Annotated in this window: 17 protein-coding genes; 9 read left to right on the forward strand and 8 right to left on the reverse strand. The window is 49.4% G+C overall.

Translation table 11 applies throughout. The features are described from left to right. Positions 1 to 197: 197 nt before the first annotated feature. The 4 genes from D5398_RS06130 to yciA all read left to right on the forward strand — a co-directional run bounded on the left by D5398_RS06130 (position 198) and on the right by yciA (position 2644). Positions 198 to 590: a YkgJ family cysteine cluster protein gene (locus D5398_RS06130; protein ID WP_120506816.1), complete on the forward strand. Its 393-nt coding sequence runs from the start codon at positions 198 to 200 to the stop codon at positions 588 to 590. 90 nt (positions 591 to 680) lie between these two features. Continuing rightward, on the forward strand, positions 681 to 1436 hold the full coding sequence (locus tag D5398_RS06135; RefSeq protein ID WP_120506817.1) for a YciC family protein: 756 nt from the start codon (positions 681 to 683) through the stop codon (positions 1434 to 1436). Positions 1437 to 1535: 99 nt separating this feature from the next. Beyond that, entirely contained in the window at positions 1536 to 2075 is a 540-nt protein-coding gene (locus D5398_RS06140) for a septation protein A (RefSeq protein ID WP_120506818.1), read from the forward strand. 128 nt (positions 2076 to 2203) lie between these two features. Next, positions 2204 to 2644: an acyl-CoA thioester hydrolase YciA gene (yciA, locus tag D5398_RS06145; RefSeq protein WP_013575935.1), complete on the forward strand. Its 441-nt coding sequence runs from the start codon at positions 2204 to 2206 to the stop codon at positions 2642 to 2644. A 90-nt stretch (positions 2645 to 2734) separates the two neighbouring features. On the opposite strand, the gene D5398_RS06150 is transcribed toward yciA, so the two are convergent. Next, on the reverse strand, positions 2735 to 3472 hold the full coding sequence (locus tag D5398_RS06150; protein WP_120506819.1) for an energy transducer TonB: 738 nt from the start codon (positions 3470 to 3472) through the stop codon (positions 2735 to 2737). Between the two features lie 213 nt (positions 3473 to 3685). Here D5398_RS06150 and D5398_RS06155 point away from each other — a divergent pair, with 213 nt between their 5' ends. From D5398_RS06155 to D5398_RS25605, 3 genes are all read left to right on the forward strand, one after another. Continuing rightward, positions 3686 to 3982: a YciI family protein gene (locus D5398_RS06155; RefSeq protein ID WP_120506820.1), complete on the forward strand. Its 297-nt coding sequence runs from the start codon at positions 3686 to 3688 to the stop codon at positions 3980 to 3982. 166 nt (positions 3983 to 4148) lie between these two features. Then, positions 4149 to 4478, forward strand: coding sequence for a TFIIB-type zinc ribbon-containing protein (locus D5398_RS06160; RefSeq protein WP_120506821.1), 330 nt, complete (start codon positions 4149 to 4151; stop codon positions 4476 to 4478). A 125-nt stretch (positions 4479 to 4603) separates the two neighbouring features. Next, positions 4604 to 4765, forward strand: coding sequence for a YnfU family zinc-binding protein (locus tag D5398_RS25605; protein ID WP_217150653.1), 162 nt, complete (start codon positions 4604 to 4606; stop codon positions 4763 to 4765). On the opposite strand, the gene D5398_RS06165 is transcribed toward D5398_RS25605, so the two are convergent. Then, positions 4766 to 4948 carry a YciY family protein gene (locus D5398_RS06165; protein ID WP_101076905.1) on the reverse strand — a complete coding sequence of 61 codons (183 nt, stop codon included), beginning with the start codon at positions 4946 to 4948 and terminating at the stop codon, positions 4766 to 4768. 297 nt (positions 4949 to 5245) lie between these two features. On the opposite strand from D5398_RS06165, the gene cls reads away from it, so the two are divergent. Continuing rightward, positions 5246 to 6706: a cardiolipin synthase gene (gene cls / locus D5398_RS06170; RefSeq protein WP_120506822.1), complete on the forward strand. Its 1461-nt coding sequence runs from the start codon at positions 5246 to 5248 to the stop codon at positions 6704 to 6706. A gap of 79 nt (positions 6707 to 6785) precedes the next feature. Continuing rightward, positions 6786 to 7109: an HI1450 family dsDNA-mimic protein gene (locus D5398_RS06175; protein ID WP_112288828.1), complete on the forward strand. Its 324-nt coding sequence runs from the start codon at positions 6786 to 6788 to the stop codon at positions 7107 to 7109. Between the two features lie 62 nt (positions 7110 to 7171). Here the strand turns inward: D5398_RS06175 and oppF are convergent, their stop codons facing one another. The 6 genes from oppF to D5398_RS06205 all read right to left on the reverse strand — a co-directional run bounded on the left by oppF (position 7172) and on the right by D5398_RS06205 (position 14739). Continuing rightward, positions 7172 to 8176, reverse strand: coding sequence for a murein tripeptide/oligopeptide ABC transporter ATP binding protein OppF (oppF, locus tag D5398_RS06180; RefSeq protein ID WP_120507003.1), 1005 nt, complete (start codon positions 8174 to 8176; stop codon positions 7172 to 7174). 29 nt (positions 8177 to 8205) lie between these two features. Next, on the reverse strand, positions 8206 to 9231 hold the full coding sequence (gene oppD, locus D5398_RS06185) for an ABC transporter ATP-binding protein (RefSeq protein ID WP_120506823.1): 1026 nt from the start codon (positions 9229 to 9231) through the stop codon (positions 8206 to 8208). Positions 9232 to 9242: 11 nt separating this feature from the next. Further along, on the reverse strand, positions 9243 to 10151 hold the full coding sequence (gene oppC, locus D5398_RS06190; protein ID WP_120506824.1) for an oligopeptide ABC transporter permease OppC: 909 nt from the start codon (positions 10149 to 10151) through the stop codon (positions 9243 to 9245). Positions 10152 to 10166: 15 nt separating this feature from the next. After that, positions 10167 to 11087: an oligopeptide ABC transporter permease OppB gene (gene oppB, locus D5398_RS06195; protein ID WP_112288826.1), complete on the reverse strand. Its 921-nt coding sequence runs from the start codon at positions 11085 to 11087 to the stop codon at positions 10167 to 10169. 187 nt (positions 11088 to 11274) lie between these two features. Beyond that, positions 11275 to 12915, reverse strand: a complete 1641-nt coding sequence (gene oppA / locus D5398_RS06200; protein WP_120506825.1) for an oligopeptide ABC transporter substrate-binding protein OppA — start codon at positions 12913 to 12915, stop codon at positions 11275 to 11277. A 1179-nt stretch (positions 12916 to 14094) separates the two neighbouring features. Further along, positions 14095 to 14739: a YchE family NAAT transporter gene (locus tag D5398_RS06205; protein ID WP_120130918.1), complete on the reverse strand. Its 645-nt coding sequence runs from the start codon at positions 14737 to 14739 to the stop codon at positions 14095 to 14097. Positions 14740 to 14969 lie beyond the last annotated feature (230 nt).

Here is a 14969-nt window from a genome sequence, read left to right on the forward strand (position 1 = left end):
AAAAAGTAAGAAAATGCATCTTCCGCAAAGCGATCTAAATCTATAAAAACAAAGGAATTGATCTGCATCAAAAATGAGGGGTTTTTGTTGATTTGTTAAGAGGTGTAATTTCAGTTGCTAAAAAAAATGACGCTGCGTAATTTGCATACACATGTTGGTTTTGGTTTGGTGCCGTAAGGAGTCGGTAGCTTCCCAAGATGAGCGAAATTAACAATCCTTGTATGACCTGTGGTGCATGCTGCGCCTATTTCCGTGTTTCATTTTATTGGGCTGAATCTGAAGAGGCTGGCGGTATTGTTCCCCAGGCTCTGACAGAACAAGCCACCCCTTTTCTGAGCTGTATGCAAGGCACGAATAGCAAATCGCCGCGCTGCATCGCCCTGAAGGGTGAAGTGGGACAATCGGTTTCTTGCTCGATTTACCTTAACCGCCCGACACCCTGCCGCGAGTTTGATCAGTCCGGTCTGAATAGCGTCGGCAATACGGCTTGCGATCGCGCACGCGCAGGTTATGGTCTGCCTCCACTCACTGAAGAATTACCGACGATTAATCTCAGCCGCGTACAGGCAGAGATTCATCAGGCAGATTGACAGGAAATCAGCGCAAAACTATCGGCGGAGTGTATTTAAAGGGTACAATCCTCGCCTTATTGATTTTTGCTTTTTTGCCAAGGAGCGTCCATGTCTATCACGGCCAGTACATTGTACCGTGACAGTTATAATTTTATGCGTAATCAGATGAGTAGCGTTGTGGCGCTCTCGGTTCTGGCCGCATTAATTACCGTCATATTGAGCTGGGTTTTAAGTCCTTCCGCTGAGCAGGTTGATGCTATCGGGCAACTGATGAGCAACATGACCGGCATGAGCGTCGGCGATATGATGGGTTATATCGAACAGCAGATTACTCCGGAGCAGCAAAGCGCCATTTTCCGCTATAGCCTGGCAGCACTGTTTTCCACGCTGGCAGGAAATGTCATTCTGGTCGGCGGCGTATTAACGCTTATTCAGCTGGTTTCTCAGGGCGTTCGCGCCAGTGTGGTTCAGGTGCTGGCGGCTTCCTTGCCCGTTCTCCCGCGTCTGGCTATTTTGCTCTTCATCTACAGCGTGATGTTCCGTATCGGTCTGGCACTGTTGTTTGTCCCGGCTTTCCTGATTGCGATTGCGTGGGCGATGTCCCCGGTTATTGCGTGCAAAGAGAACGTGGGTGTCTTCAAAGCGATGCGTCTGAGCACCCGGCTGGCATTCTCTAACATTCGTCTGTTTGCACCGGCGATTATGCTGTGGATTGTGGCGCAGGTGATTCTGATGCTGTTTGTCGGCGCGCTCAGTGCCCTTAATCCGATGATCGGTGCGGTAATTCTCGGTACGGTGAGCAATCTGATCAGCGCATTTATGCTAATTTATCTGTTCCGTCTTTACATGAAATTACATGCATAATATAGACATACGTTTTTAAGGGGCGCTCCGGCGCCCTTTTCTTTTGTCCGTGAAATGATTCCGGTATAGTCATCCCATACATAAAACATGGAATGAAGTATGAAGCAGCTCCTCGATTTTCTTCCCCTGGTTGTCTTTTTTGTGGTTTATAAGCTTTACGACATCTTTGTCGCATCAGGCGCGTTAATCGCTGCCACCGCCTTAGCGTTAGTCATTACCTGGGTTCTGTACCGTAAAATCGAGAAGATGACGTTGATCACTTTTGCGATGGTGGCAGTTTTCGGCACCCTGACACTGGTCTTCCATAATGATGAATTCATTAAATGGAAAGTGACCGTGATTTACGTCCTGTTCTCCGGCGCATTGCTGATCAGTCAGCTGGTGCTGAAAAAGCCGTTAATCCAGCGTATGTTGGGTAAAGAGCTGACCTTACCGGATCATGTCTGGAATAAGCTTAATGTCAGCTGGGCCATCTTTTTCCTGCTGTGCGGCCTGGCGAATATCTATGTCGCCTTCTGGTTGCCACAGAATATTTGGGTCAACTTTAAGGTCTTTGGCCTGACAGTCCTGACGCTGGTATTTACGCTGTTAAGCGGCATCTATATTTACCGGCATATGCCGGATGATGAAAAAAAATAAGCATTCTTCTGCACGGGCCTTTCTTTGAAAGGCCTTCCTATTATTAAGCCCTGAATTATTCAGGCCGCAGGAAGGCAGCCAACGCATCTGCGGTTTGAAGCATGACGGGCTTTTTGTGAAGCAACTTTATGAACGAAAAACATAGCTTACCCAATGGTGAAATGGTGTTGCGTACGCTGGCTATGCCTGCTGACACCAATGCAAACGGCGATATTTTTGGTGGCTGGCTGATGTCGCAGATGGACATGGGTGGTGCGATCCAGGCAAAGGAAATCGCTAAAGGTCGCGTTGTGACCGTGCGCGTTGATGGCATGACGTTCCTCAAGCCAGTGGCGGTAGGGGATGTCGTGTGCTGTTACGCCCGCTGCATCCGTACCGGCAACAGCTCGATTACCATCAATGTTGAGGTCTGGGTGAAGAAAGTTTCTTCTGAGCCTATCGGACAGCGTTACAGAGCCACTGAAGCGGTCTTTACCTATGTTGCCGTGGATGATGAAGGCAAATCGCGTCAGCTGCCGGACGGACGCAGTAATTTCAGCGTAGATTCTGACGGTGTTTCTCAGGACTGAGCTGTTTCCTGAAACCCTGATAGACGAAAGGTCGCCCCTGAAGGCGACCTTTTTTATTGCGGTTTTCTGGTGGTAAACCTGTGGCGAAAGTTACTCTACGCTGCTGCCACCTTTAATTTTGAATACCAGATTAACCACCAGATTGCTGGCGGCTTTCGGCTCATAGCGCCATTTGTTCATCGCCTGCTTCACTTCACGCTCAAACATGTTGCGTGGTTCGGCTGACAGTACCCGGATGTTCTGCACACGCCCATCGCTGTCCACATCAAACTGCACGCGGACACGCCCCTCGATACGTAATGCCAGCGCACGTGCCGGATAACCTGGCTGCCCGCGTTGCAGGGGACGTGGGCCAGTATCACTTTTCGCATTCGCAGATGCTGGCGGCTGACTGAACGGTTTGTTTACCGGCTTATTGCTGGTAACCGGGGCGGTTTGCACGGTTTGCGTCGGTTTTTCTGCCGGCCGCTCAACGGGCTTCACTTTTGGCTTCACCACGGGTTTTTTAACCGGCTTAGGTTTAGGTTTCGGTGGTTCAGGGATCACCACCGCTTGTGGCGGAGGTGGCGGCTCTGGCACCACTTCCGGCTCAGGCTCGGGTTCAGGTGGCGTCGGTTCAGGCTGAGGCGGTGGCGGCGGTGGCGGTGGCGCGAAGTCAGCGGGATTGACCATCGTCACGCTCATCACTTTTTGTTCCTGCGTCGGCAATTTGATCGACTCACCGACTGTCATATACAAAACGCCGGCGATAACAGCGACATGTAAACTGACAGCAAGCGCAACCGGAATCGTAACCTTGCGGATAAATCTAAACTTTTTTAGCGGCATAATGATTCATTTTCCCCGTGAAGCCGCAAGTTTAAATGTAAATAGCAATCATATTCAACACCGAGATGACAACTATTCTCAAATAACCTTTGCTTTGATCCTACGCAAAGCACTTTCCCCCAGCTTCAGGTTTAGCTATGTTAATCCTGCAAAACGCTCTGACAGCATCTGAATGCTGCTAATCGCTCTATAAAACCCAATTAAAGGTGACTCATGCTTTACGTTATTTATTCTGAAGATGTTTCGGACTCCCTGGAAAAACGTGCAGCTGCCCGCCCTGCGCACATTGAACGCCTGAAAAAGTTGCAGGAACAAGGTCGCGTTTTAATCGGCGGTCCAACTCCGGCCATCGACAGTGAAGATCCGGGCTCTGCCGGAATGACCGGTTCTGTACTGATTGTGGAATTTGAAACACTCGAAGACGCCAAAGTGTGGGCTGATGCAGACCCGTACGTGGCCGGTGGCGTTTACAAAGCGGTCACCGTCAAACCTTTCAAACGCGTGTTCTGATATTACGCGGGCAGCTTTCGGGCTGTCCGCCCTGCCTCCTGCACTGCCCTTCAGCGAGCTTTAATCAACTTTACTTTTGCTTACGCCAGTTGAGTGTCTAACTATCCGGATAGCGAAAAATTTACCTGCGCAATTATTTTATCAAAAAGCGAACGGAGAACCGGATATGCAATGTCCTGTGTGTAAAGAAAGCCAGCTGGTGATGTCAGAACGTCAGGGGATCGAAATCGATTATTGCCCGGACTGCCGTGGCGTCTGGTTAGATCGCGGTGAGCTCGACAAAATCATCGAGAAGTCAGCCGCGTATCAACAGGTTTCTCAGGTACAAACTCAGCAGGCACAGGTACCTCAGGAACAGCAACCTCAGCCTGTCCGCTATGATGATCGTGAGCGACGTGACGACAACCGCCACCACGGCAATTACGATAACCGCGGCCATTACTCATCGCATAAGCCGTATAAGAAAAAGAGCTTTCTTTCAGAACTGTTTGACTGATTTCAGCCTGCCAAAAACTCACGCGTCATGACTAATGTGTCATGGCGCGATTTCCCAGAATGTCGTCACATTGCTTTCATCGCTTATGTGTTAGGATGCCTACCCCTGCCCACGAGGTACGTCCTATGTCATTCTTCGACGGATTGAAGTTTCTAACCAGTACGACCACGAAGGTCACATGCCCTGAATGTGGTTACGTTTCAGAACAGATGACCGCAAAAGTACGCAAAAACTCGACGCTGGTTTGCAAAAAATGTGGCGCGCTGTTTCAGCCTAAATCCCGCTAATCAGGAATTCCATTCGTAATTTACGGCATATAATGACAAACGCTGGTGCTGCTGATGGTGGATCTGGCGAATGCGGTAGATGTGACGATAGCGTCTTGACTGACCTTCCAGCCAGCGGCTTCTGCGGCGCTGAGTCTGGCGTAGCATACGCCAACGGCCAACTTCATTTTTACTGCGTTTCATTCACTTGTGTCCCGTGATGCCCGTCACTGCTTCTTTAACGGAAGAGTTTCTTTTACAGAAAGTGTCTTAAGCGGAAAAAACTGCGTGTCATTATAGGCCGATGACGTTGTGATCCAAGTCTTGTTTTTTCCTTCTTCCCCGTTATCGTCTAACCTTGATGTCAGAGGAGTGACAATTTTATTAAGGGAATGCAGAATTAAGAGGTAGCTGATTGATTGCTGGGATAAAGTTAGTTAAAAGAATGCCCCTTTCACGTACACTCACGCCGATAGCTTGCGAACAGGATTTTTCGCCTTTATGACAACATTTTATACGGTAATCAGCGGACTTCTGGTTTTCGGTTACTGGTTACTGATCGCTGGCGTCACTCTGCGTATTCTGATGAAACGCCGGGCCGTTCCTTCCGCAATGGCCTGGTTACTGATCATCTACATCATTCCTCTGGTCGGCATCATTGCCTATCTTTCGTTTGGTGAACTGCATTTAGGCAAACGCCGGGCAGAGCGGGCAAAAGCCATGTGGCCTTCCACGGCGCGCTGGCTGAATGACCTCAAAGATTGCAAACGTATTTTTGCTACAGAAAACAGTGAAATTGCGGCATCCCTTTTCCAACTTTGTGAACGCCGCCAGGGAATTGCGGGCGTCAAAGGAAACCAGCTGCAACTGCTTACCACCAGTGACGACGTGCTGAAAGCCATGATGCGCGATATCGAACTGGCGCGCAGTAACATCGAAATGGTGTTCTATATCTGGCAGCCAGGTGGACTGGTGGATCAGGTCGCCGAATCCCTGATGGCAGCGTCACGCCGTGGCATTCATTGCCGCCTGATGCTGGATTCCGCAGGCAGCGTGGCCTTCTTTCGCAGCCCTTATCCGGCCATGATGCGCAACGCCGGAATTGAAGTCGTCGAAGCATTACAGGTGAATTTGTTCCGTGTTTTCCTGCGCCGTATGGATTTGCGCCAGCACCGTAAAGTGGTGCTGATAGACAACTATGTTGCTTATACCGGCAGTATGAATATGGTCGATCCGCGGTTCTTCAAACAAGATGCTGGTGTTGGTCAGTGGATTGATCTGATGGCGCGCATGGAAGGCCCGGTCGCCACGACCATGGGCATTGTGTATTCCTGCGACTGGGAAATTGAGACCGGCAAACGTATTTTGCCGCCTGAACCAGACCTGAATCAGATGCCTTTCGAGCAGGAAAGCGGACATACCATTCAGGTGATCGCCTCCGGGCCGGGCTTCCCGGAAGATATGATCCACCAGGCGTTACTGACTGCCACCTATTCCGCCCGTGAACAGTTGGTGATGACCACGCCGTATCTGGTGCCAAGCGATGACCTGCTGCACGCCATTTGTACGGCGGCTCAGCGCGGTGTCGATGTCAGTATCATTCTGCCAATGAAGAATGATTCAATGATGGTCGACTGGGCCAGCAAAGCCTTCTTTGGCGAGTTGCTGGAAGCCGGCGTTAAAATTTATCAGTTTGAAGACGGTCTGCTGCATACGAAAAGTATTCTGGTCGACGGCCAGCTCAGCCTGGTCGGCACAGTTAATCTTGATATGCGCAGCCTGTGGCTGAATTTCGAGATAACGCTGGTCATTGATGATGCCGGATTCGGTGATGACCTGGGACGTGTGCAGGAAGATTACATTGCCCGTTCGCATCTGCTGGATGTGGAAGCCTGGCTTAAACGCCCGTTCTGGCATCGCATCGTTGAACGTTTGTTCTACTTTTTCAGTCCGCTGCTGTAAAAGCCGCGTCGGGCATGATGTAATATGCTCAGTAGCGGCTGGTTCAGCCTGAACACACTTAAATGTATACGAGAATGATATGGACCTGAATAATCGCCTGACCGAAGACGAAACGCTTGAACAAGCCTACGACATCTTTCTGGAACTGGCCGGAGACAACCTGGATCCGGCGGATATCCTGATCTTCAATCTGCAATTTGAAGAACGCGGCGGCGCTGAATTATATGATCCGGCAGAAGACTGGGTTGAGCATGTGGATTACGATCTGAATCCTGACTTCTTCGCGGAAGTGGTGATTGGTCTGGCGGACGCTGAAGATCAGCCGATTAATGATATCTTTGCCCGCGTCCTGCTGTGCCGCGAGAAAGATCACAAGCTGTGCCATATTCTCTGGAAAGAATAAGAAGACCAAAAAAAACCTGCCAATTGGCAGGTTTTTTTATGCTTTCCGTCTGAGGAGATTTCTCAGAGAGGATCGACTTTCAGACAGGACACCGCATGACGGAAGCTGCCTTCCAGCAACGGACGGGTTATCGCACATTCAGGTCCGGCAATCGGGCAGCGGGTACGGAATACACAGCCTGATGGCGGGTTGATCGGCGAAGGTAACTCCCCTTCCAGCAGCTGAATGGTCTTGTTGCGCTCTTTATCCGGATCCGGCACCGGCACCGCAGACATCAGCGCACGGGTATACGGATGCTGAGGATTGTTGTACACCTCATCATAGGTTCCGAGCTCTACCGCATGACCAAGATACATCACCAGAACACGGTCAGAGATATGCTTCACTACCGCCAGATCGTGCGCGATGAAAATCAGCGACAAGCCCATTTCGCGCTGCAACTGCTGCAACAGGTTAACGACCTGCGCCTGAATCGACACATCCAGAGCAGAAACCGGTTCATCACAGATAATCAGTTTCGGTTCAAGGATCAGGGCACGGGCAATACCGATACGCTGACACTGACCGCCGGAGAATTCGTGCGGGTAACGGTTAATCAGGTTAGGCAGCAGCCCGACCTTTAACATCATTGCCTTCACTTTTTCCTTCACCTCAAGACGAGGCATTTTCGGATTATACGTTTTCAGCGGTTCGGCAATGATTTCACCGATGGTCATACGCGGATTCAGAGACGCCAGCGGATCCTGGAAAATCATCTGAATGTCGCTGCGGGTCTGACGCCACTCATTATCAGACATATTAAGCAGGTCTTTGCCTAACCATGCCACGCGGCCATCGGTCGCTTTCACCAGACCAATCAGCGCACGCGCGAATGTCGATTTACCGCAACCAGATTCCCCGACAACGCCCAGTGTTTCGCCTTCATACAGGCGCAGCGTAACGCCATCGACCGCTTTCAGGGTTTTTGATGGCTGCCAGAACCACTGTTTACCGTCTTTGATATCGAAATGGACTTTCAGATCCGCCACTTCCAGCAGGACTTTTTTCTCAGGCGCGTTGGTGTTCATCGCTGCGCTATTCATGATTGTGTTGTCAGTCATACCAGTTCCTCCAGCGGCTTATAGCAGGCACGCAGGCGACCATCACCGAAACGCTCAAGCGGCGGTGCCGAAGAGCAGATATCCATTGCATACGGACAGCGAGGCTGGAAAGGACAACCTTTTGGCAGACGCAATAAGTTTGGCGGATTGCCGGGAATAGTGAGCATCGCGCCGCCCTCAGCATCCAGACGTGGAACCGCGTTCAGCAGACCGATGGAATACGGATGGCACGGTTCGTAGAACACATCGCGCGCATGTCCATATTCCATGGTACGACCGGCATACATCACCAGCACTTTATCGCAGATACCGGCCACTACGCCCAGATCATGGGTAATCATGATGATGGCGGTGTTGAATTCGGCTTTCAGTTCATTAAGTAACGTCATGATCTGCGCCTGAACGGTCACGTCCAGCGCAGTCGTGGGTTCATCGGCAATCAGCAATTTCGGACGGCATAGCAAGGCCATCGCGATCATTACGCGCTGGCGCATACCACCGGAAAATTCGTGCGGGAACATTTTCATACGCTTGCGGGCTTCAGGCATTTTCACCGCGTCCAGCATGCGTACAGATTCTTCAAATGCTTCGCGACTGCTCATTTTTTTATGCAGGATCAGGACTTCCATCAGCTGCTCGCCAACGCGCATATACGGGTTGAGAGAGGTCATCGGATCCTGGAAGATCATCGAAATTTGTTCTGCACGCAGCTTGTTAAGTTGCTGTTGCGGCAGGTTCAGAATTTCGCGACCGTTAAATTTCGCCGAACCGCCGATGCGACCATTGCTGGCCAGCAGCCCCATCAGGGCAAAAGCAGTCTGCGATTTACCGGAACCCGATTCGCCAACAATGCCCAGTGTTTCACCGGCACGTAAGTCGAAGTTCAGGTCATTTACCGCAGTAACGTCACCGTCCGGTGTCTCGAAAGTCACGCGCAGGTCTTGCACATCCAGAAGAATCGGAGGCGCTTTGCCATCAACCGAAGCGGGAGATGCAAAAGTGGAATGTTCAATGGTGCTCATAGTTGCACTCCTTAACGATCTTTCGGGTCGAGGGCATCACGCAAGCCATCGCCGATAAAATTGAAACAAAACAGAGTTACAACCAGGAAGCCTGCCGGGAACAGCAGTAACCAAGGTGAAACTTCCATCGAGTTGGCGCCATCGCTTAACAACGCGCCCCAACTGCTCAGCGGCTCCTGCGTCCCTAACCCGAGGAAGCTCAGGAAGGATTCAAACAAGATCATGCTTGGCACCAGCAGCGATGCATACACCACTACGACACCCAGCACGTTAGGAACGATGTGACGCAACACAATATTGCGCGTATTCACACCGCTCACCAGCGCCGCTTCGATGAATTCTTTGCGTTTCAGGCTGAGTGTCTGACCGCGCACGATACGCGCCATGTCCAGCCACGACACCATCCCGATTGCGACGAAAATCAGCAGGATATTTTGTCCGAAGAAGGTCACCAGCAAAATAACGAAGAACATGAACGGGAAGGAGTTAAGGATTTCCAGCAGACGCATCATCGCGGAATCAATTTTGCCGCCCAGATAACCGGACAATGACCCGTAAAGCGTACCGAGGATCACCGCAACCAGGGCTGCCGCTACGCCAACCATCAGGGAAATACGCCCGCCGATCGCCACCCGCACCAGCAAATCACGGCCAGAAGAATCTGTACCGAAAAAGTGATGAGAAGCCATATCAGGTGCGGCTGACATCATATTCCAGTCGGTATCATCGTAGGCAAACTGCGATAACATCGGCGCGAACGTCACAAATAAAGCGATAAACACCAGTACGATCAGGCTGGTTACCGCTGCGCGGTTGTGCATAAAGCGGCGTCGTGCATCCTGCCACAGACTGCGTCCTTCAACGTCTAGTTTCTCGCTGAAGTTTTCGACGACGTCGCTATTTTTCTTACTTAACATCATTGACGTACTCCGGCATTAATAACGGATTTTCGGGTCGATGACGGCGTAAAGCACGTCGACGATCGCATTGAACAAAATGGTCAATGCACCCACTAAAATGGTCAGGCTCAGAACCAGTGAATAGTCACGGTTTAAGGCACCGTTAACAAACAGCTGGCCAATACCTGGCAATCCGAAAATGCTCTCGATGACCATCGAACCGGTGATGATACCTACGAAGGCCGGTCCCATGTATGACAATACCGGCAGCAGAGCGGGTTTCAGTGCATGACGCAAAATGATGCGACGCAGTGGCAAACCTTTGGCACGTGCTGTACGGATGAAGTTGGAATGCAGAATTTCGATCATAGAGCCGCGGGTGATACGCGCGATACTGGCAATATAGGCCAGTGACAACGCTACCATCGGCAAGATCATATATTTCGCGCCACCGCCGTTCCAGCCACCACCAGGCAGCCATTTCAGCGTGATCGCAAATATCAGCACCAGTAACGGCGCCACCACGAAACTGGGTATTACCACCCCGGTCATCGCTATGCCCATTACCGTGTAATCCCATTTGGTGTTTTGGTTCAGGGCGGCAATAACACCCGCACTCACACCAAACACAATCGCCATGATGAATGCCGCCAGACCGAGTTTCGCTGAAACCGGGAACGAGGCCGCAACCAAATCATTAACGGTATAGTCTTTATATTTGAACGACGGGCCGAAATCGCCTTTCGCCAGTTGTTCTAAATAGTGGAAGTACTGCTTATACATAGGGTCATTGAGGTGATATTTGGCCTCAATGTTTGCCATCACTTCTGGTGGGAGATTACGCTCACCCGTAAAAGGACTGCCCGGTGCGAGACGCATCATAAAAAACGAAATGGTGATCAGAATGAATAGCGTCGGAATCGCTTCCAGACAGCGGCGTAAAATAAACTTTAACATTGCCCGTACCTGTATCTAAGCCTGTCACTACAGCTTTATAGTTTTGGCTTGCTCACGGCGACCATCAAGTGATCGTCGCCGTGGTGGCTCTTTGTTTTCGTCCCAGAATCCGGAACGAAAATCATTACCTTCATCAAAATAGGATGAGCAAGGCAGCTCGGGGATGCCTTGCTCTGATATCCCTGTCTTAGTGTTTGATGATGTACAAGTCTTTCACGTAGACGTTGTCCTGCGGATCTTTACCGGTGTAGCCGCCAACAAATGGTTTCACCAGACGGGCGTTCACGTAGTAATAAACAGGAACAATGGCAGAGTCTTTATCCAGCTGAGTTTCAGCTTTCTGATACAGCGCCGCACGCTCGTCGTCAGTTTTCGCTGTCAGAGTGTCAGCGATGTCTTTATCAAACGCCGGGCTCTTATAGTGAGCGGTGTTGTTGCTGCTGTCAGACAGCATGGTATTCAGGAAGGAGGAAGGTTCGTTGTAGTCAGAACACCAGCCCGCACGTGCCACATCGAAGTTGCCCTGATGACGGCTGTCGAGGAAGGTTTTCCATTCCTGGTTAACGAGTTTCACGTCAACACCCAGGTTTTTCTTCCAGATAGCGGCAGCAGCGATTGCCAGTTTCTTGTGCAGATCTGAAGTGTTGTACAGCAGATCGAAAGTCAGAGGCTTAGCAGAGGTATAACCCGCTTCGGCCAGCAGTTTTTTAGCCTGCTCGTTACGTTGTTCCTGAGTTTCTTTGAACCAGGCTGGCGGAGTCAGTTTCGCGCCATCGGTGTAAGGCGGGGTGTAACCGTAAGCTGGCAGGTCGCCCTGGGCTTTCACTTTGTTCACAATGATGTCGCGATCCAGGCCCAGTTTCAGAGCTTCACGAACGCGTGAATCAGTGAATGGTGCTTTCTGGTTGTTGATTTCGTAGTAGTAGGTACACAGGTACGGGTCAACGTGAACTTCAGCAGGGATTTCTTTTTTCAGTTTCTGGAACAGTTCAATCGGCATGTTGTTATAGGTCATGTCGATTTCGCCGCTGCGGTAGCGGTTAACGTCTGTCACTTCAGAAGAGATTGGCAGGTAAGTGACCTGATTGATGACAGTTTTTGCGTTATCCCAATAAGTCGGGCTACGTTCCAGAACGATACGTTCGTTGACGGTCCAGGTTTTCAGTTTATACGCGCCGTTGCTCACATAGTTTTCTGGTTGGGTCCATTTGTCGCCAAATTTCTCAACTGTTTTTTTGTTTACCGGCTTCATCGCGGTGTGAGACAACATTTTTACGAAATAAGGAACAGGTTCGGTCAGTGTCACTTGCAGGGTGTGATCATCGATCGCTTTTACACCCAGTGTATCCGGGCTTTTCTTACCGGTGATGATGTCATCGATATTTTCGATGTGACCATATTGCAGGTAGCTTTCGTAAGGAGATGCCGTTTTAGGATCTGCCAGACGCTGCCAGCTGTACACGAAATCTTCAGCTGTGACAGGATCGCCATTAGACCATTTAGCTTCCGGACGCAGGTGGAAGGTCCAGACTTTAAAATCTTTATTTTCCCAGCTGGTTGCTACACCAGGAATAACGCTGCCGTCTTTGCTGTCGGTATTTACCAGACCTTCCAGCAAGTCACGGATAACGTTCGATTCTGGTACGCCTTCAACTTTATGCGGGTCGAGAGACTGAACTTCTGAGCCATTGTTACGAACAAGTTCTTGTTTGGCTGCCAGGGTTACACCTGCAGGCACATTGGCTGCAAATGCATTATTCACTGACACCGCGCCGACCGCAGCCATGATGCAGGCAGCCAGCAGATTTTTTTTTGTGATGTTGGTCATTTTTATTCAACTCCAGTTTTTATTATGAACTTGCACGCCCAGGTGCAAGATAAACCCTTGCTGGGTCAACGGATTTCAAGAGCAGGAACGAATTGCTCAGGAAAAGCCCCATGTAGTTACCATCCGCAGATGGCTGTCCCCTACTACTGCATGTCTTACTTGGTAATTCCGTTAAACCTCGGGCTGTTAATCGCCGTGTGGTTTCTGAGATCGTTAAGGATGACCTCGCTCCATTTGATTCACCCCGTTCGCGACAAAAAAGTGTTATGTGGCGAACCAGACAATCACATACTGTTATTCCTACTGTTAACAATATTATTTTCTTATTCACCCGACTTAAGGCGATAGAAAATCCTTCGCGGCTAAATGCGAGCAATCAAATTATTAAGAAGAAGTTCTGAAGATTTGTTTTGCTGATCATCAAGATTCAGCATAAGGCAGTTTGTTGTCGTGAGCGTAATGCACGGTTTTCTTTTAGCAGAAAACACATGAGGATAAATTTGCAGTAAGCATTGCGACACGACACTCTCCAAAAACAAATAAAATGGCTTCAATCTTTTTATGTCTGGCAAGATCCATACCCACCAGGAGCATTGCTCTGAACAAAAATCCATTTTTGAAGGCGATTTGAAAATTATCAGAACGTTGTTATGCGCGCCAATAAATTTTGCAAATTTGTTACGCAATTCTCTTTTACACGTAACAGTCTTTCGAGCAGGTCAATCCGGTACAGGGCAGAAAACACCACTAACCCATTGATATAGAAAATTTTAATGGCGAATTTTTTCATCTAACCCATGCCGGAGACTGTTCAAGAACTCGCCTGACACAATCAGTTAACATTGTAAGATTTATAAGAATAAACACCTGTTAACTGCTGTGTTAACACTAATAACATCTCGATACGGCATGCACAAGCCTTACAGAATGATGTGGATAAATTAACGTCAATACGGGCAATAAACGACAGTAATTAGCGAAAATTTAGCTAAGTTTATTTAAAGAAATGAGGGCTTGAGTTAAAAAGAGGAACGAGACGAGGGTTTACGCCACATTAGGGTGCAATCGCTCTGAATTAAGTCATTAGCTGCACTATATTAAGGCATAGGATTATAAGAGGAGGTAATAATTATCACGAAAACACCTGAATGCTTCCGTGACAATTCGGCCGCTAATAGATTAAAGCAAGCCGGGGAAAATCGCTTTTATGCCTGTCACAATAAATTCAATGCCCAGAGACATCAGCAACAATCCCATAATACGGGTGATAACGTTAATGCCGGTTTGTCCGAGCAGCCGAACCAGCAGAGGTGCAGCCCTGAACAAAAGCCAGCAACAGAATGCGAAGAAAATGATCGCCGCCGTCAGACCCAGCAGATTTGGCCAGCTGTGATAACGTGAACTCCAGACGATGGTCGAACTAATGGCACCGGGCCCGGCCATTAAAGGCAACGCCAGCGGAACCACACCGACGTTTTCGCGGATCGCCGTTTCTGACTTTTCCTGCTTGTTCTGTTTATCTTCCCCGAGCTTTCCGCTGATCATAGACATGGCGATGGTCACGACCAGGATCCCACCGGCAATGCGGAATGAATCAATCGAAATACCGAAGAGGTGCAAAATGGCATCGCCCAGGAACAGCGCGGTCGACAATATAATGGCAACCGACAGGTTTGCCGTCATATTGGTTTTGTTGCGCCCCGCCGCCGCCTGGTAGCTGGTCATACTGATAAACACCGGCAATATCCCCACAGGATTGACCAGTGCAAACAGCCCGACAAAGAATTTGATATAACCAGAAAAATCTAATAAAGATTGGCTCACGCAGAACTCCGCACAGTTACGCCGGTAGATGAAGGTTTTGATGGGCGCTAATGTACTGGAATCGCAGTAAAGGCGCCACGCCGTTTCATAGTTTTTATCACCAGATTTCCAAATAAAGGCAGTGAATAAGACTTTTGTTAAAAAACAGTTTTTTTATTGATAACTTTAGATACAAAACGGTATTATCCAGTAGCTGATTTGATAATCATTCTCAATACACCATTGCTGAA

The sequence above is a fragment of the Rahnella bruchi genome, from assembly GCF_003614975.1.
GTDB classification, from domain to species: Bacteria; Pseudomonadota; Gammaproteobacteria; order Enterobacterales; family Enterobacteriaceae; genus Rahnella; species Rahnella bruchi.